Genomic DNA, 18,049 nt, shown 5'->3' with positions numbered 1-18,049 from the left:
ATGTCGCATCTAAACGACCGGGTATAAGTGCCGAAGTTTGATTCGGGCGTCGGTGGTGGTGAACCGCCAGTCGACTTGGCGTTCGTCGGTGTTGGTGGCCTGGGTCCAGGCGTCGAGTTCGGTGTTGAGGGACTCGAGGTCGGCGATGCGCCGGCTGAGGCATTGTTTGGTGAGGCAGGATAGTTCGATCTCGGCGATGTTGAGCCAGGAGCCGTGTTTGGGGGTGTGGTGGATGTCGAGGCGGCTGGCCAGCTGGTAGGCCTTGTCCGGTGCGAAGGCCTCATACAGCGAGGCGATGGCATGGGTGTTGAGGTTGTCCATGACCAGCACGACCTTCTCGGCGTCGGGGTAGTCGACGGTCAGCAGGTGCTCGATGCCTCGAGCCCAGTCCAGCCGGGTGCGGGTGTTCTCGGCATAGGCGCGTCGCCACCCTTGTAGGGGTTCGGCCCAGATGAAGATCGAGCAGGTGCCGCACCGAACGTACTCGGAGTCCTCGCGGGCGATTCGGCCGGGCGCACAGGGGGTTCCCGGACGGGCGTCGTCGAGCAGTTGCAGTGGTTTTTCGTCCATCACCACCACCGGATAGCGCGGGTCATAGGGGCGGGCGTAGACGGCCAGGACGTCTTCCATCGCGGCGACGAATGCGGCGTTGGCCTTGGGTGGGATCGTCCAACACTGCTTCAGGTGGGGTTTGAGAGCCCCCTTTTTAAGACCCGCCCGATCGTGGAGTGATCCATCGGCGGCATCCCCTCGGTCAGGGCCACGTGTTTCTCCAACAAGCGCAACGTCCACCGTGACCGGCCCTCGGGTGGCTCGGTGCACGCCAGCGCGATCAACCGGGCTTCCACGTCGCCGGTGATCTTCGGCTCGATCGGCGGGGTGGCCCGCTTCTTGCGGGTGATCACCTCGTCGATGTTTCCGCCGGCGGCATCGAATTGCTTGGCGACCAAATACACTGTGCCCTCAGAGGTTCCGACACGTTCGGCGATCACCCGACGATCCGAGACCGTCCCCTGGGTCTCATCCAATGCCAGCAAGATCCGCGCCCGCACGATCATCCGGGCAGGGCGGGTTCCCGAGCGGACCACCCTGGTCAACTCGGCCCGATCCTTCTCCGTCAGCGAGACCGTGAACTGCTTGGGACGCGGCATGATCGTCACTCCTCTGGTCGATTATCAACCAGAAACAGCCGATCACAAATACCAATCAAATTAAAGGCGACACGCCACTAGAAGGTCCACCCGTTCCGTCGTACGTAGTCAAAGAACTTGATCGTCGACGCGTTGTGCTCATCGGCGATGTCGGGGCTTCTGGTTCTTGTCTTCGGTACCGGGCCCTTTGCGATCGTTTGCTCGAAGGGGATCGATGCGGTGCAGGCACTGTTGGAACACACGTGCAGAATCCGTCGAACGACCGACGGTCATTTTGCCCGCATGCGCTCGGCAAGGGTCGGGATGCCGTTGCCGGTCAGACGGGCCAGAGCATCGGGGCGTGCGGCCATTGCCATCACCAGTTCGATGGTGGGTCCGCTCACCTCCGGGCTGGCGCCGTGCTGAAGGTGCCATCGGTGGCTCTCAGAGTGAACCCCTGTGCCATGTCCTTGGACGGCACCGTGAAGTTCTTGCCCACGAAACACCCGGCGAGGTACTCGGTGGTCTCGAGGTCGGGTGTGGTGTCGATGCCCAACGGCACGCGGATGTCCATGCCGTGCACGATCACCTCACCCAGCCACGCCCAGGTCGGCTTCGACGGCTGGATCGACATCTCGGTGGCGTCCTGGAAATTGGTCAACGTCTCGTGCGGAGTCGTCCCGCGATACTCGGCCAGGCATCGCGCGTTGTGGCGGTCGAAGTTGAACCGGGCGCCGAGCACACTGCGGATCCAGCGCAGCCGGCCGGTGTTCGCGGCGGCCGTCAGGTGCGCCACGACATCCTCGACCGTCCACTCGCCGCAGAGCGACGGCGTCGCCCACGCCGCATCGTCAAGATCGGCGAGGTCGTCGGCCAGTCGACGCCGCTCGGTGTGGATCGCTGCCCACACGTGCTCATCGGACCACTCCTGCACCAACCGGTTCTCACTCATCCGCGCCTCCTCGAAACCTTGCCGGCTACTTCGACTCTGATTGTTGTTGTCGAGAATCATCGGTGCGCGGTCGAGTGGTGCTTCCCATTCAGTAAATGACCATGTTCAGTATTGTTGAACATGGTCTTCTACTGAACAGGCAGCTCTTTCGGAACCGGTTCCTCTTCCACGACACCGCAAAAGGCTCCGTGCACGCCGGACTTCCCAGGTGCGCCTGGACCTCATCTGCCACCACACCGGGTGATCGGCCAGACCCGGTGAGGCAGTGCGTTCGCTCACCGGGGTCCTTTGTCAGACTCTTCTCACGGTTTCCTCAGGAAAGTCGAGGACCGTGGGTACATGGAGGTCTTGTCCATCGCACTCATCGCCGCGACCGTGTGGGGCGTGGTGTCAGTGGTGGTCGGGCTGGTCATCGGCAGGATGATCGCGGTGCGGGATCGGCTCGAGGCGCCGCGGGCCGACGAACTCGTCATGGGTGGCAACGAACCGGGGCGGCCGCCGGAAATCTAGGCCGAGGTGCTCTGTCGTCGGCAGGATCAGATCGTCGGCAGCATCAGGCACCCGCGCAGCCGTCGTCGGCGGGGAAACAAATGGCCCATTTGTCATGGCTCGTTGGCAGGGCACCTGGGTGCCTCAGCGCCGCCGCACCCGCGCGGGCAGGCCGTCCAGACATCGTCGGGGCCTTCCGTGCCCTTCTCCCGTTCTCAGGCGACCAGAGGAACCCGATGGTCGCCTGGCACGTCCGAAGTACTGCGAGCGGACACCGCCCATAGGTGTTCGCGGTGTACGATTTTGGGGTTCAAGGTGTACATTCACCTCATGTCGAAGTCCACAGATGATCAGGTTGCAATGCTGGCCCGGGCTTTCGTCACGCGTCTGAACGACCGTCTGCGACGAGCGGAGCGCGCAGGAGTCGACCTGACGTCGGCACTCGACGATCCCGACGCCCTTGCTGATCGGATGATCGCGGCGTTGCCGCTCGGCGACCCCTTTGACGCACTGATCGGGCCGTTCTACGACATGCAGGGCGTGATCGCCTTCGTGGGAATTACCAAGACCGCCATCGTCAAAAGGCTGCGGACCGGTCGGCTGATAGGTTGTCAGCTCGCGGATGCCAGTCGTACCTGGGTGTTCCCGGCATGGCAGTTCGGCGGTGACGCCAGATTGATCGACGGGATGGCGGACGTGTGGGCGGTACTGACCGTGCATGCGGACCTCTGGACTGCCGCGGCGTGGATGCGCAGTCCCAACCGAGGTCTCGATGGTCAAACCCCGGTCAGCTGGCTGACCGAGGGGCGCCGAATCGAGGATGTCGTCGACGCGGCCCGCCGTGTCTCCGCGCGGTGGGGTGCATGAACCGTCAACGCCCCTATCAGAAGCCGCCCACGGGGCCGCTCGAGAGGTTTCCGGTTACTACGGTTGGGACCGACGTCGATCTCTATCGGTGCCATCGGGCGTCGCGTGGTCCGTGGTGGTTCAGTGGTAGCGGAGAGGGGAGGTTCGATCTCGCCCCGCCGCGCGGATCCTGCTACGTCGGGCTGAGCGAAGCAGCCGCCATACGCGTGGCGATCGGGCCCGAACTCGTCGAGTTCGGTTACCTCACTGCGGAATTCGCTGGCGATCGCCAAGTGTCGCGACTGCGGCCACCGCGTTCCCGCGACGTCGCCGATCTCACTTCGCCGGGAAGCGTAGATTTCGGGGTGACCCGAGAGCTGTGCACCATGACGCCCTACGAGGTCCCTCAACAGTGGGCCACGGCGTTGGCGGGCATCGCCGAGGGCATCTGCTACGAGACCCGATTCAGCACCGACCCAGATGCAACAGCAGTGGCCCTCTTCGGTGCGATGGGTGATCCGGGTTGGCCACCACCAGGTAGTCGGGATTCCGTCGGTCTGTCAGTTGCCGCGCGTCGGTGCGGTGTCGAGGTCCGGCAGCCGCCGTCATCGGTGACCATCGTGGCGCCGCCCACCTGACTGACACGACGACGGCGCATGTCCGTCCCGGGTAATGGCGGCCGCGGCCCGATCAGGCGGGGCCGAAGCGGTTGCGCAGTGCCCGACGATCCACCTTGCCGGGTCCTCGCGTGGGCAGCTGGTCGATCTCGATGACCTCTCTCGGCGCCGCGTAGCGGTCGAGGCGCTCAATCACCCCAGCTTTGATGCGTTCGGCGTCGACTCTCCTTGTGCCCGAAGGGACGACGAAGGCCACGACCTTCTCACCCAGCCGGTCATCGGGGAGCCCCACGACGGCGCATTCGGCGACCGCCGGGTCGTCGATGATCACGGCCTCCACCACCTGCGGAACGATGGTGAGTCCGCCGCTGCTGATGGCCTCGTCGGCGCGGCCGATGATGGACAGCACGCCGTGCTTGTCGACGCGGCCGAGGTCGTCGGTGCGGAACCAGCCTGGGTCCGCGAACGCGGGGTGGTCGGGCAGGTTGCGGTAGCCGTAGGCGACCATCGGGCCGCCGAGACGCACGCGTCCGACACCGTCGGGATTGGCGTCTTCGATGTCGATGACCACGCCGTCGAGCGGGATGCCGTCGTAGACGCAACCGCCGGCGGTCTCGCTCATGCCGTAGGTGCGGATGATCGGGACGCTGGCGTCGATGGCCTTGTGCAGCAAGGGGACCGGGGTGGCGGCACCGCCGACGAGCAGCGCGTCGGCCCCGGCCAGCGCGGCGGTGGCGCGCGGGGAGTCGAGGACCTTGATCAGCTGGGTGGGCACCAGGGAGGTGTAGCGGCGCGGACCGTCGAGGGCGTCGAGGGCGTCGGCGAAGGCATCCGGGTCGAAGCCGTCGCGGACATCGAGCACGGCGGGAGTGAAGCCGGCGGCCAACGCGCGCAGCAGGACTTGGAGCCCCGCGATGTGGTGCGGGGCGAGGGCGAGTAGCCAGTTGCCCGGGCCGCCGAGGTGCAGTGAGGTGGCCTGGGCGGAGGCGCTGAGGGTCGTCGGCGTGTGCTGGGCACCCTTGGGGATACCGGTGGTGCCCGAGGTCGAGATCACCAGGGAGATGTCGTCGTCGATGGGGTCGCCGACGCCGAGGGCGCCGATCAGGAGCTCCGCGGCCTGCGGGTCGTCGGGGACGGGGACGTAGGCGTTGGTGCCGTCGAGGATCTTGGCCAGCTCGGCGCGGCGATCGAGGAGCTCGGGGCCGGCGGGGAGTAAAAGCGCGTCTAAGGTCTTCAGGACGCGTCACCCCATCTCTGATGTCCGGACGACCAGGTCGTGGAAGGGATTGTATGTGGTGCGCGTAGCCTCGGGCGTCCAGGTCAGAGCGGCTGATCCGGGGTGTGACCGAACGCTCGTTCTGTACGGTATGGGATACCCGTCACCTGTGGAACAATCCGCTCATGACATCGATGACCCTGGGCATGCCGATCAATTACGCGGGGGACTTCCTCGAGACCATCAACAATCTCGCCGATTTCGAGTCCGTCGGAGTGGAGCGGGTCTCGGTGCCAGAGGCCTACAGCTTCGACGCGGTCAGCCAGCTCGGGTACATCGCGGCCAAGACCGAGAAGATGGAGCTGCAGACGGCGATCCTGCCGATGTATTCGCGTACGCCGTCGAATCTGGCGATGACCGCGGCCGGCCTGGACTACATCAGTGGGGGTCGCTGCGTGCTGGGCATCGGGGCGTCGGGTCCGCAGGTCATCGAGGGATTCCACGGGGTCAAGTACGACTACCCGCTCGGCCGGGCCCGCGAGCATGTGGAGATCTGCCGGATGATCTGGCGCCGCGAGAAGACCGACTACCGCGGCAAGCACTACACGATGCCGCTGACCAAGGAGGACGGCGGCACCGGGCTGGGTAAGGCGCTGAAGATCATCAACCATCCGGTCCGCGACCGCATCCCGATGCTGCTGGCGGCGATCGGCCCGAAGAATACGGAACTGGCGGCCGAACTTTTCGAGGAGTTCCAGCCGTTCCTGTTCCATCCCGAATACGTCGGCGTGGCGTTCGGTGATGCGCTGGCCGCCGGCAAGGCCAAACGCGATCCGTCGTTGCCGCCGCTGAAGATCGTGGTGATGGCATCCGCGCTCATCTCCGAAGACCCTCAGGAGATCGAGAAGGCGATGCAGGGGGTGCGTGATCACGCCGCCTTGTACATCGGCGGCATGGGGGCGCGCGGGAAGAACTTCTACAACTCGCTCGCGGTCCGCTACGGCTACGCCGACGAGGCCAAGCTGATCCAGGACCTCTACCTCGACGGGAAGAAGGCCGAGGCGGCGGCCGCGGTGCCCGACGACCTGGTGGACGCGATGTCGCTGATCGGCTCAAAGTCACACGTCGCCGAGAGGGTGGAGGCGTTCGAGAAGGCGGGGGTCGGGGTGCTGCTGGCCGCGCCGGTGGCGGCCACGCACAAGGAGCGGGTGGAGGATATGGAGCAGTTGCGGGGGATTGTCGGGGCGTGAACGGCTCGTTGAGCGGGTCTCGCAGCTGAAAGCGACTGCCCTCAGTATCTTCTCCGCGACCCTCGAGCACCACCAGATGCAGAGCGTTTGGTAGCTCCAAGTCCCGTGTCAGGGGGATGGTGGCGGTTGTTGTTGCATGCGCGATTCGAAGGCTGATGGAATCTTGTCAGGATGTGCCGACCGGTGCGTTCGAGCCGGAGAAAGAACGGTACCGCCTTGGGTGACGCGCGAAGTGTGAGCGGAGAGTTTCGGCATAGCCTCATGTGGCGCGTTTTCGCCGCGGGGGGCGGAATGGTCGCGTCCTTTCTGCTGACCGTGGTCATTGTGCGCGGCCTCGATTACCAGGACGCCGCGGTCTTCTTCGCCATTCTGGCCGCGCTGTCGATTGGTCCGCTCATAGGGCGGCTAGGGCTCGGCGCAAATGTCATCAGGCTGATCCCTGCAGAACCTGTTGCGCAGAGGCGCCGGACGATCGCGGGCACGCACCTTTTGGCCACCGCGATGCTATCGCTGATCACCGCTCCGGTTATCGCACTGGTCGGGTGTAGTGCGCTTATCGGGGATGGCGGATTTCTGCCCGTGTATCTACTGGCCAGTGCGCTGATCGCGGTCGAGTCGGTCAGGCTCATGTTGAGCGACATCTTTGCTGCCAACGGCCGTGTGTTGGCATCGGTGGCGACGATGCACTACGTCCGGTCGATCTTGGCTCTGATGGTGATTGCAGGGATCATTTATGTCGCCCGCAGCGAGTCCCTGGTCGGTGTCCTCGTGGCCTATCTTGCCGTCGCCGGGATCCAGTTCGTGATAGCCCTCGCCTATGCGCGATCCGAGATCGCCATGCCTCCGATGGGGGAGGGGGTGGCGATGGTACGTGAGGCACTCGGGCACGGGATCCGGCTGTTCGGTGTGGATGTGTCCGAATTCATGATTCTCCAGGGCACGATCTGGCTTGCCACCGCAATTCTGTCGCCACTTCTGGCTACGCAATATGCACTCGCGGTGACTCTGGGCATGCAGGTCGTGCTGTTGAACAATCTGACGTTGCTGGCTGTGGTGCCGCCCGCGGCGCGACTGTGGGCGAGCGGCGCGAAAGCCGAAGTCGTGCGACTGCTGTCGAATGCTGCGACGCTCGGGACCACAGTGGCTGTCGCGCTTGTTGTATTCATAGCCATACTCGGGCCCATGGCGATCACCTTCGCCTATGGAGCCGATATGCGGCCGACTGCGACGATGCTTCTTGTGATTGCGATCGCTGGAGCAGTTCAGTCCTGCTTCCAGGTCAGTTCCGCATTGTTGATCGTCACAGGACAGATTACCCAGGCAGCGCGCGTCGCGCTGGCGGTGCTCGGCGTCTCGGTGCCCGCCGTCGTGGCCGCAGTTTGGTGGGGGGGACCTTTCGTCCTGTCGCTCATCACAGCGATCAGTATTGTGGTGATGTACGCCAGCCAGTACGTAAACGCCAAACTGTGTTTGGGGGTCGCGCCGCACGCTGATTGGCGCCCAGTGCGGGCTACCAAAGAACTGCTCGCCGATACCTTCGTAGAGCGGACAGACGCGGCGGAATCGAGCTAATGACCGAAGACACGAGGTTGACCGGCGTGCCGGACCGCAGGCCCCCTGGATCGACTCGACGGAGCGGCAGCTCTTCATCGAGCGATGCTTCCGAACCACGTGCGGCTTGGCTCTCGCCCGTGGTTGTCACGTTGTTTGTCGCGGCGATCGCGATCACGCCCACTTTCTTCGTCACCGACGTCGAGTTCCGGGCACTCTGGCGAACTCCGAAATCGGTCACCTCCGACACCCTGCTGCTCTTCGCCTGCGGGGCGTTGGCGTTGGCGTTCGGCGCACTGGTTTCGTCGTCCGCAGGAACCCCGCGGAGACTCGCGCGTCCGTGGCCGGCCCTCGATGACCGATCAACCTCGATCTTGCGTCGGGCGAGTACGGTGCTGACCTCGTTGACGATGCTTGGCTACGTCGGTTTCGTCATAGTCATCGTGCGCGAGGGTATTTCACCCCAGCGGCTGTTCTCTGGTTCCGAGGATGTTCGATCCCAGATCGGAACGATTCCCGGCGTTACCACCTTCACCGAGTTCGGTATTGCCGCCGTGGTAGCCGCCAGTGTCCTGCTGGCAAACCGCTTCTCCAGGGTCGAGCTGCTCAAGCTGCTGACCGTCGTGGCACTCGGCGTCGTCCGTGCCTTCGTCAACAGTGAACGTCTAGCGATGCTGGAGCTGGTGGTTCCTATCGTCGTGGTCATCGCTGCCAAGCTCGCGAGCGAGCCCGGCATCCGCCGCCGCATCGCCCAGCTGATCCCTGTCGTGTTCCTATCCATGCTCGTTGTACTCTTCGGGGTTTTCGAGTACTTCCGGTCGTGGAGTTGGTATCGCGCGCATGGGTCGACGTCGTTCCCCCACTTCGTCGTTACCCGGCTGGCAGGCTACTACGCCACTTCGATGAACAACGGTCACCTCAATCTGACCCACATGGATTGGCCAAACCGGCTTCCCTTCGGCACGTTGACAGGTTTCTGGTTGGCGCCAGGAGTTCAGAACCTGAACCTCTATGAGCGGTTGGGCGGGCATCCTGTGCCAACCAGCGATATGGTCCTCCTACAGTTCGGTAACCCGGAGTTCAACAGTGAGAGTGGCTATTCTGCGGCATTCCTGGATTACGGTCACATCGGGGGCATCATCTATTTCCTGCTCGCAGGGCTTGTCGTCGGACTCCTTTACCGCGGATTCCGCAGCGCGAGGCCCTTCGGGCTGATGCTTTATCCGGTGGCCTTCATTGGATTGCTCGAGATGCCGCGGTACATGTACTGGTCCTACGGGCGGGTGGTCTACCCGTGGATCGCCCTAGGGGTGATCATCTTTCTGTTGTCGCGTCGACGGTCTGAGGTGGCGACATGAGGCCAACAGTGTCGCTGACCTCGCGCACTGTCCGGCTTCGGTTGACGGCACTGGTCGCCGCTCTCGCCGCGACCTATATCGGAATCAGTGGTTACATTCGCTCGGGTATAGGGACGGCGGCCGAGGACAGTACGCATTCGTTGCAGGCCCAACTCGACGGGTTGAAGCCCGGTGGCGTTCTCCGGCTGACGCCGCAGGACTATTACCATTCTGGCGTTCTCAAGGTGCGGGTGCCCGACGTGCACATCGATGGCAACGGTGCGACCCTGCATGCCACAAATGACGCGTCATCGTCGGTTCAACTCGAGGCTGCCGGAGTCCGCCTCACGAACATCATCCTGACAGCGCCAACACAGGGCAAGCGGTGGTCAGCGCGGGAGCAACACAAGCTCGTTATGTCCGGCACCGGCGACTCGGTGCAGAATGTAACGATCATTGGTTCCGCCGCGGCCGGGATCTTCGTCGACGGCGCGCAGGATTTCAGCATCCGTGATGTCTCTGTCAGCCACACGCGTGCCGATGGAATCCACATTACGAACGGCGCCGCGCGGGGTGTGGTGCAAGGCGTGCGTACCGAGTTGACCGGCGACGACGCGGTCGCCGTAGTCTCCTACCTCGCCGACGGTCACGTTTGCAGCGACATCCGGATCAGCGGTGTGACGGTGGAAGGCACTCGATGGGGGCGCGGAATCAGCGTGGTCGGCGGCCGGGGTGTGTCGATCAGTGACTTTGCCGTGTCGAGGACGGACTCGGCGGGGGTCTACATCGCCAGCGAGGGAGCCCCCTACTTCACAGCGTCGGTGGACGACGTGAGCGTGGCCAATGGCAGTATCAGCCGCGCCAACACCAATCCTGCCGTTGTCCAGGGGGCTGTACTCGTCTACTCCGGAAACGCCATGGCCGTTGTGCAGAATGTGCACATGTCCAACTTGAGGATCGCCTACACACCAGCAACCGCCCAGCGCGACGTCGCAATCGTCACCAGCGCGGGTGGCCGTGTCGAGGGTGTGTCATTAAGGGACTTTGATATCACGGGCTCGGTGGCGGCTCCGCTGTATTCGACAGCGGGCACCGGGGCCTATGTTGCGTCTGGATGGAGCCGCAACGGCCTTGGGATCGAAGTTCGTTGACCGGCCGTGTGAGGCCGGGGCAGGTGCACATCAACGGCAAGTGGCTCGAGCAGAATCTTTCCGGAACACAACGATATGCGACCGAGATGGTCCGAAAGATCGCGGAGACCGGTGGCCTAGACCTGGTATTGCACGTGCCCAAAGGGGCCCAACCACCTGAGTGGGCTGCTGCCTCCGGGATGAAGATCAGGTACGCGCCTGTCCATGGCTTCGTGTTTGAGCAGCTCTATCTTCCGGTGGTGACCATTGGCCGTACGCTTCTGAACTTTGCGGGGCCTGCGCCACTCGTGAAGCGCCGTCAGTACGTCACAATGCACGACGCCACCCCATTCCGGTATCCACAGACTTACCGCCGGACGTATGTATGGTTCTACTTCGTCTTGTACTTCGTCCTCGGTCGCACCGCGCAGCAACTGATCACGGTGTCGAACTTCAGCGCCCGCGATCTTGCGGATGTCCTGCGCCTTCGCCGCGACCGTTTCCTCGTTGCCGAATGTGCCGCGGACGCCTTGGTGAACGTATCTCCCAGCCCGCCGGACCTGAGCCTCCCCGATCGCTATTACCTTGTGGTCGGGACGCAGGCACGTCATAAGAATCTCGGGGCACCGATCCAGTCGGTAGCAGAGTCTGGACGCGATGTGGTCGTCGTCGGAGTCGCCGCCGGTGGGCGAGTCTACAGCCAGACCTCGTCGCTCGAACGCCACGCCATCGTGCCGGGGCGCTTGAGCGACGCCGAACTCGTATGGCTTTATCGGAACGCGCAGGCCTTGATCTTTCCTTCCAAGTACGAAGGTTTCGGGCTGCCCCCTCTCGAAGCCCAGGTTCTCGGATGTCCAGTTGTTTGCTCCAGAGCAGCCTCGCTTCCCGAGGTCTGCGGCGACGGCGCGCTGTTTTTCGATCCCGACGACCCTGAGTCACTCCTGGCCGAACTCGAGGCGATCGAGACAAAGCCCGGGCTCGTCGAATCGCTTCGGCGCCGCGGCACGGTCAATGCAGGGAGATTCTCGTGGCAGACATCGGCGTCCCGTATCGTCACCAATCTGCGCGACGGTTGAGTCATGAGTGCGGAACTCGACGACCAAATCGGTTCCCTCCCGCGAACCCTCATTGACGCCGGTCTGTGAATGCGCCGATGCCACTGTCTGCCGGGTCAGACGGTACAGGCGGTGTCAAAGACCTGATATCTCACCTGCACGAAGGTGCCAGTCCCTTGCGCATCCACAACTCGGCGGCGCCGCTCGGACTAACGCGTACGAGGTTGAATCTGCTGGACAGTTCCGCGAGTGTGGCGCGAGTTTCGGGACTCGACAGTGTCTCAGCTGTCGCGCGACTGCGGCCGTAGAGCACGATCGCGTCCAACGGAAGCCCCGCGTCGAGTGCGCGACTGATATCAAATGTCGGTGGCACCGCATCTATCGACGAGCCGGCCGGAACGAACTCGTTGGCGCGTACGAGTCCCTCCTTGAAGCCCCACAAGTAGAAGGGGTACCAGCCAGCCTCATTACCCATCTGGAGAGACTCCCGGTCGCGCGACAGGGTCCCTGTCTGTTCCGCCATCGGCTGCATGCCCCGTGCTGACAGATCCTCTCCCACCGACAGGTTGAGCTGGAGAAATCGTGAACGCTCCGGTAGGCATGCTGCAAGGGTGTTGATTTCGGTCAGCTGATCGGACACCGTGAGCATCGGCGGTATCCGAGAAATCGGCAGGATTGCGGCCATCGCCGCTGTAATGGTGAGGCTGGAAATCCAGACCTTGTGCCCGACACCAGTCAGCTGAGGGGACTCCGCACACAGCCACAGCCCTGCGAACACCCATGCGAACAGTGTGAGGCGCTCATTGGTGAAGCCCGAGCCCAACGTTGTCTTTGATGGTGCGACGATCGCTATCAGTGCCCATACCGCAGCGCTCACCAGCAAGCCGTCGTATTTCGAAATAGCGACGGGGCGGTGGGCTCTTCGCCGAATCACCATCACTGCCGCCGCGACCAGTGCCATCGCCACCAAAAGACTGACGACGACCTCGATACTGGAGTAGTACACGATTGCACCAGCCGCACTCAGCAGAATCCTCATGGTCCACAAAGGGCCGAAGCTCGTTGACGCAGATTCCTGGCCCCTGGTACTGAAAAGCCAATAGAGCGTCAAAGCGACCGGAATGGCAAAGGGGGCAATGAGGTACCGGAACGAGTACTTCAGCGATTGTAGGATCGATGAGCCATCAGAAATGCGCGCGACAACCATTATACTCAGAATCGAGGCCATCCCTATTCCTGCGGGGCCAAGGTGGGTGAGCCATGTAATGGTCAACAGAGTCGCGAGAAGCAAACGTGGAGGTCGTGTCGGGTTGGCCAGAACAACAGCAATCGCGAAAAGCATCACGTCTGTGGCCCATACGAAGCCGACGAAACCCAGCATGAAGATGGAGCTCATCTGGAAAGGGAGCAAGACGACGCCCACGACAACCGGCCGTCCGATGGCTCGCATGAGGGCGACCACGCCCCAGGCGAAGCCGAACAGACCAAGGACTGCAACCAAGCGCAATGACACATCTGCAGAAAGATAAGACGTCAGTAATGCGAGTAATGCCTCGACGGTCGTGTTCGGGGACAAGGACTGCCATTCGAGCAGATTTGGAAACCAGCCATTGATGAGGCCTCGCAAAGCGGTTGAACTGTCAATGTGAAGACCGCCGTCCTGGAGAACCAGATTGTTCGGAATCAGTACCACAATTACGGGGATCATTGCGATCATCCAGAAGATCGTGGTACCGATCCAAGCTTTGGAGAGCTTCATGCACGAATCGTGCCAGATACAGGTCATCCACGGTATTCGAAGCGGGACGAGCAGCGCGGGCCACACATTCCGGGCGCCGCCCTGCAGTTCAGAGCTCCGTGACGCAGACGGCCCGTGCCACAGAAATTGCGGGTCGCCGAGGTCGTGCGGGAGGACTTCTCGCTGTGCGGGCCGATTGGCGGCCGCACGGGTTGAACCAGTCCGGTCGTGGTTGGGAGGATTCCGTGCGAGGATGAGGTTCGCGGTTCGGGGCGAAGGCCCCTCGACGACGGGCTGGGGTACCGACATGAGACCGACGCGGGTGGCGCGCACAGTCCGGGGTCAAGCTCGGTTGGCCACTGTGGCTGTGGCAACGCTCGTCCTGGTGATGGGCGGAATCGCGTGTAATCGGCCGGCGACCGGTGCCCCGGCAGAGGACACCACCGCTTCTCTGCAGGCGCAATTCGACGCCTTGAAGCCAGGGGGCGTGCTCACACTCGAGCCGAAGGTCTACCACCATTCGGGTGTGTTGAGGATCCGTGTGCCCAATGTGCGTGTTGACGGGGACGGTGCGACGCTGGTCGCTACCAACGACGCGAGTTCGGCCGTTCAGATTCAGGCCAATGGTGTTCAGATCCGTGATGTCACGCTGTCTGCAGGTACTCAAGGCGATCGTTGGTCTGGGATTGATCAGCACAAGCTGGTTCTCGCAGGAGCGGGAGACTCGGTGCAGAACGTGAAGATTGTCGGCTCCGCCGCGGCGGGGATCTTTGTCGACGGTGCGCGGGACTTCGGTATCCGCGACGTCACCATCAGTCAGACGCGCGCCGACGGTATCCACGTAACCAACGGAAGTGCTCGTGGCGTGATCAGCGGAGTCAAGACCGACCGGACCGGCGACGACGCTGTTGCGGTCGTGTCATATCTCGCCGATCGTAGACAATCCAGTGACATCAGAATCAGCAGGGTGGACGTCAACGGGACCCGTTGGGGACGCGGGATCAGTGTGGTCGGTGGGCGCTCGGTGTCCATCCGTGACTTCCACGTGGCCAGTACCAACTCGGCAGGGATCTACATTGCAAACGAGGGAGCTCCGTACTCCACCACATCGGTCGACTCGGTGACGGTTTCGAACGGACGCGTTGTCGGGGCCAACACGAATCCGGGCATCGTTCAGGGCGCAATGCTCATCTTCTCCGGCGGACCCGGTCTCCACACCTGGGGTGTGCGGGTCTCAGGCGTCACGATCGCCGCCACACCTAGTTCCGCACGTCGCGATGTCGGCATCCTGGCCAGCGGCGGCGGCTCGGTCGGTGGGGTGGCACTACGGAACATCAGGATCACCGGTTCGTCTGGATCACCGCTTTACACCAATGTCCCGCGAAGCTCGTACACGACGTCCGGCTGGACGATTGATGGCCGCGCGATAGACGTCCGTTGATCGACAGGCCCAAGCCCGACAGGAGTTGGAGATGGTTGGGGCAACCTCGCTCGGTCATGCAGCGGTACGCAGGCGAAATGGCCAGTAGGATCGCCACCTCCCGTACAGTCGACCTCGTGCTTCACGTTTCTCGCGGCGCGACACCGCCAGAACGGGTACCCGCCCGCGCCGTAGATGTCTGGCAGGTGTCTCTTGCCCGGATCGTGTTCGAGCAACTCCATCTACCGGAGGTAGCGCTGGGCGGGGACCTTGCTTGAAGCCAACGAAGACCGGCCAGGGCTCGCGGACTCGCTTCGACGCGACCGGGTGAGCAACGCAGAACGTTTCCTCTCGGCGATATCCGCATCTCGAGTCGTGGACGGGCTCCGCGATGGGTGAATCACATCCGACAAGGAACCTGGCGGAACTCGATCAGACCGGCCCGCGGTCGACTGAACCAAGGGTCGCCCTGATTCACTACTGGCTGGTCACGATGCGCGGCGGCGAGAAGGTTCTCGAATCGCTTTGCCGGATGTTCCCGAGTGCCGACATCTTCACGCACGTCTACAACCCGAACGCGGTATCGGACGTCATTCGACGGCACAAGGTGACGACAACTGGCATCTCCAAACTGCCGAGCCCGCGCACTCGCTACAAGTCGTACCTACCGCTCATGCCATATGCGCTGGAGCAGCTCGACCTCCGAGCGTACGACCTCATCATCAGCAGCGAATCCGGTCCGTCAAAGGGCATAATCCCGCCGGGTACGGCACGTCATGTGTGCTACTGCCATTCGCCGATGCGCTACGTCTGGAACATGTACCAGGACTATCGGGAACAAGCGGGGCCCGTCAAGCGGGCTGTGATGGGTCCCTTCAGCCATTACGTGCGCAACTGGGACGCAGTCTCGGCGATGAGGGTCGATGACTTTATCGCGAACTCGGACAATGTGCGCCAGCGGATCTCCCGATACTATCGGCGCGAAGCGCAGGTCGTGCATCCCCCGGTGAGTGTCGACGACTTCGCGCCGGTTACCGGCTCCGAAGTGGGCGAGCATTACCTGATGGTGGGTGAGCTCGTGCGCTACAAACGCCCAGACCTGGCAGTCGAAGCTTTCAACCGTATGCGGCGTCCTCTCGTGGTGATCGGTGGTGGCGAGATGTTGGGCGAGATCAAGAGACTGGCTGGGCCGACTGTCACCGTACTCGGGACGCAGAGCTTCGAGAGTCTCCGATACCACTATGCGCACTGCCGGGGCCTGATCTTCCCTGGCGAGGAAGATTTCGGCATTGTCCCGGTCGAGGCGATGGCGAGTGGCCGTCCTGTTCTGGCTCTCAGACGCGGTGGAGCGCTCGAGACAGTCGTTGACGGTCTATCCGGTCTGTTCTTCGACGATCAGAATGTTGACGCCATCATCGACGGCGTCGAGCGCATGGACAAGTTCGACCTCGATGTCCCGAGTGTTGTAGCACATGCCCGATGCTTCGCCGAACCCGTGTTTCGCGACAATATGTGGGCCGTCCTGAGCCGTTATATCGAGGCTCTGAACCATGGCTGATCCCCGAATCTCCCTGGTCTGCAGCACGATCGGCCGTCCGCTCGAATTTCGCCGACTACTGGAATCGGTGCTTGAATCGGATATCGCCGATCAGGTCGAGTTCATTTTGGTGGACCAGAGTGAAGGCCAGGAGTGCGCCGCGATCCTGCGTGAGACCGCGATGCCGGGGCCGACGAAGATCTACACCAGCGGACGCGGAGCATCGACTGGGCGCAATGTCGGGACCATCGGCGCAACCTCCCCAGTGATTGCCTACCCCGACGACAACTGTTGGTACGGACCGACCACCTTGAGCGCGGCCCTGGCTCTTCTCGACGCAGATCAGAGTATCGCCGGTCTCAGCGCGAAGCAGGTGACTCGAGACGGCTCACCATCGATGCTGCGGTGGTTGCCCCATCGGACCACCGTGACCCGAACGAACTTCTTGCGCACCAGCATCTGCAGTACGTTGTTCCTGAGGCGGTTGGCGCTGCCGTCGCCGGCACCGTTCGATGAAGGCATCGGTGTGGGCTCGTCAGGCTTGCGCGGAGCGGGGGAAGAGTCGGACCTCATCCTGCGAATGCTGGCCTGTGGGGCCAGGATCGCATACTCACCCGAAATCCACGTGTACCAGGACGACGACCGCGACGATATCAGTGATGCATTCGTCGAGAAGATGTTCCGCTACGGCGTGGGCAACGGGCATCTCTGGCGTCGCCATCATCTTTCGCGAACTCTTCTGTGCTATCAGGCCGCTCGCAAGCTCGTGGGAAGCGCGGTGCGACTCGGTCGTGGAAACCGGGTCCACGCGCGCGCGGACATCGCGTATCTCCGAGGCGAGTTCATCGGGTATTTCGGGAGAGACGTATCGCGTACTGATTGTACCTACCGGGCTGGTTCGGTCGGACGAGGCTTCTCGGGTGAGCGTTCGAGGTGAGCGTCGAGGCTGCCGAGGTTGGCGGTTTCCAAATTGGGCCGTGAGATAGGTCTCTTGATACAGACCACCACGGGCCGAATGCCGCGTGCGAGCCCGGCTGCGGCCTTGACCGATCCGATGTCGTCGACACCGATTCGCGCGACCACGACAATGTGATCGGCTAATGCCGCTGCGTCGGGAAGACCAGGTGATGTGCTCAACGTATCACCATCGACAACTCGGATCACTGCGTTGTCCTGGGGTGCGTCCGCCACCTCAGTGGACCTCAACTGATCCCGCTGGATGGTTCCGTGCTCAGCGGCGGCGGAGGCGATCAGATCGGCGATCGCCTGACTGCCAGAGTTCTCGGACGCGCCGACGACCAGGATGAGGCCTGTTCGGGGCGCTGCGAGTTGTGCGTACAAGGTGCGGGCGGTCTGGATGGTCCGCTGTTCGTGGCCCGCTGCCTGGTCCGGTTTCACAACGGGTAACAGTATCTGCGAAACCGAACCGTCGGCCAATAGTGGATCGAGAGCCGATGGGGCTGAGACAATTCCGGCTCTCCTGCGCCACGCGAGTCCAGCGCTCAGGAAGATGATGCCGCCGATGAGGCCGCCGGCCACAGCCCCGAGCGCCCAGCTTGGGGCGCCGGAGGACAAATTGACTGTCGATGCCTGCACAACCTGCACGCCCGAGGGGTCAGTTGCCTGGACCTCGAGGGTCTGACGTTGCTCACGAAGCTGTGCTTTGTCTGACGTTTGCGGTTTACTCAAGACGCGGTCGATCGCCGCGATCGCGGCCTCGCTGCGTTCGAGCGTCTGGCGCTCGACGTGCTCGCCGTACACCGTCACTGCAGCGTCGACCG

The 18,049-nt window shown here is 63.0% G+C and carries 17 protein-coding genes; 11 read left to right on the top strand and 6 right to left on the bottom strand.

Features of this window, described 5'->3' with window-relative positions:
* Nucleotides 1-9: 9 nt before the first annotated feature.
* From GORHZ_RS30905 to GORHZ_RS16205, 3 genes are all read right to left on the bottom strand, one after another.
* A complete protein-coding gene (locus GORHZ_RS30905) occupies nt 10-792 on the bottom strand; it encodes an IS630 family transposase (protein ID WP_169330676.1) in 783 nt (260 codons plus the stop codon).
* Nucleotides 681-1,151, bottom strand: a complete 471-nt coding sequence (locus GORHZ_RS31265; RefSeq protein WP_006334698.1) for a helix-turn-helix domain-containing protein — start codon at nt 1,149-1,151, stop codon at nt 681-683. Before GORHZ_RS31265 ends, GORHZ_RS30905 begins: the two co-directional genes overlap by 112 nt.
* Before the next feature lie 379 nt (nt 1,152-1,530).
* Entirely contained in the window at nt 1,531-2,082 is a 552-nt protein-coding gene (locus GORHZ_RS16205; RefSeq protein WP_006334696.1) for a maleylpyruvate isomerase family mycothiol-dependent enzyme, read from the bottom strand.
* A gap of 339 nt (nt 2,083-2,421) precedes the next feature.
* Here GORHZ_RS16205 and GORHZ_RS30900 point away from each other — a divergent pair, with 339 nt between their 5' ends.
* From GORHZ_RS30900 to GORHZ_RS16195, 3 genes are all read left to right on the top strand, one after another.
* Nucleotides 2,422-2,592: a hypothetical protein gene (locus GORHZ_RS30900; protein WP_006334688.1), complete on the top strand. Its 171-nt coding sequence runs from the start codon at nt 2,422-2,424 to the stop codon at nt 2,590-2,592.
* Nucleotides 2,593-2,901: 309 nt separating this feature from the next.
* On the top strand, nt 2,902-3,438 hold the full coding sequence (locus tag GORHZ_RS16200) for an antitoxin Xre/MbcA/ParS toxin-binding domain-containing protein (RefSeq protein WP_040532292.1): 537 nt from the start codon (nt 2,902-2,904) through the stop codon (nt 3,436-3,438).
* 365 nt (nt 3,439-3,803) lie between these two features.
* A complete protein-coding gene (locus GORHZ_RS16195) occupies nt 3,804-4,055 on the top strand; it encodes a hypothetical protein (RefSeq protein WP_217998334.1) in 252 nt (83 codons plus the stop codon).
* A 52-nt stretch (nt 4,056-4,107) separates the two neighbouring features.
* Here GORHZ_RS16195 and menE read toward each other — a convergent pair whose 3' ends face one another.
* Entirely contained in the window at nt 4,108-5,271 is a 1,164-nt protein-coding gene (gene menE, locus GORHZ_RS16190; protein ID WP_217998335.1) for an o-succinylbenzoate--CoA ligase, read from the bottom strand.
* Between the two features lie 164 nt (nt 5,272-5,435).
* Between menE and GORHZ_RS16185 the strand changes: the two genes are divergently transcribed.
* From GORHZ_RS16185 to GORHZ_RS16165, 5 genes are all read left to right on the top strand, one after another.
* On the top strand, nt 5,436-6,500 hold the full coding sequence (locus GORHZ_RS16185) for an LLM class F420-dependent oxidoreductase (RefSeq protein ID WP_040532290.1): 1,065 nt from the start codon (nt 5,436-5,438) through the stop codon (nt 6,498-6,500).
* Between the two features lie 291 nt (nt 6,501-6,791).
* Nucleotides 6,792-8,072, top strand: coding sequence for an MATE family efflux transporter (locus tag GORHZ_RS16180; protein WP_157205210.1), 1,281 nt, complete (start codon nt 6,792-6,794; stop codon nt 8,070-8,072).
* Nucleotides 8,072-9,409 (top strand): oligosaccharide repeat unit polymerase, encoded by a 1,338-nt coding sequence (locus GORHZ_RS16175; protein WP_083877322.1) that lies wholly within the window; start codon nt 8,072-8,074, stop codon nt 9,407-9,409. The genes GORHZ_RS16180 and GORHZ_RS16175 overlap by 1 nt, the downstream gene beginning before the upstream one ends.
* Nucleotides 9,406-10,539, top strand: coding sequence for a right-handed parallel beta-helix repeat-containing protein (locus GORHZ_RS29540; protein WP_157205209.1), 1,134 nt, complete (start codon nt 9,406-9,408; stop codon nt 10,537-10,539). The genes GORHZ_RS16175 and GORHZ_RS29540 overlap by 4 nt, the downstream gene beginning before the upstream one ends.
* Nucleotides 10,540-10,562: 23 nt before the next feature.
* Entirely contained in the window at nt 10,563-11,594 is a 1,032-nt protein-coding gene (locus GORHZ_RS16165; RefSeq protein ID WP_245551442.1) for a glycosyltransferase family 4 protein, read from the top strand.
* 130 nt (nt 11,595-11,724) lie between these two features.
* On the opposite strand, the gene GORHZ_RS16160 is transcribed toward GORHZ_RS16165, so the two are convergent.
* Nucleotides 11,725-13,332: a hypothetical protein gene (locus GORHZ_RS16160; protein WP_006334673.1), complete on the bottom strand. Its 1,608-nt coding sequence runs from the start codon at nt 13,330-13,332 to the stop codon at nt 11,725-11,727.
* Nucleotides 13,333-13,678: 346 nt separating this feature from the next.
* On the opposite strand from GORHZ_RS16160, the gene GORHZ_RS16155 reads away from it, so the two are divergent.
* The 3 genes from GORHZ_RS16155 (at nt 13,679) to GORHZ_RS16145 (ending at nt 17,205) form a co-directional block, all read left to right on the top strand.
* Nucleotides 13,679-14,752: a right-handed parallel beta-helix repeat-containing protein gene (locus GORHZ_RS16155; protein ID WP_245551441.1), complete on the top strand. Its 1,074-nt coding sequence runs from the start codon at nt 13,679-13,681 to the stop codon at nt 14,750-14,752.
* A 370-nt stretch (nt 14,753-15,122) separates the two neighbouring features.
* On the top strand, nt 15,123-16,289 hold the full coding sequence (locus GORHZ_RS16150; RefSeq protein ID WP_006334669.1) for a glycosyltransferase: 1,167 nt from the start codon (nt 15,123-15,125) through the stop codon (nt 16,287-16,289).
* Entirely contained in the window at nt 16,282-17,205 is a 924-nt protein-coding gene (locus tag GORHZ_RS16145; RefSeq protein WP_006334668.1) for a glycosyltransferase family 2 protein, read from the top strand. Before GORHZ_RS16150 ends, GORHZ_RS16145 begins: the two co-directional genes overlap by 8 nt.
* On the opposite strand, the gene GORHZ_RS16140 is transcribed toward GORHZ_RS16145, so the two are convergent.
* Nucleotides 17,154-18,049: hypothetical protein (locus GORHZ_RS16140; protein ID WP_006334667.1), on the bottom strand; the 896-nt coding region annotated here is incomplete at its 5' end. The two genes, GORHZ_RS16145 and GORHZ_RS16140, sit on opposite strands and share 52 nt — an antisense overlap.

Origin of the sequence: Gordonia rhizosphera NBRC 16068, from assembly GCF_000298195.1 — a bacterium.
Classification (GTDB): Bacteria; Actinomycetota; Actinomycetes; order Mycobacteriales; family Mycobacteriaceae; genus Gordonia; species Gordonia rhizosphera.
This window is presented reverse-complemented; position numbering and strand designations above follow the sequence as displayed.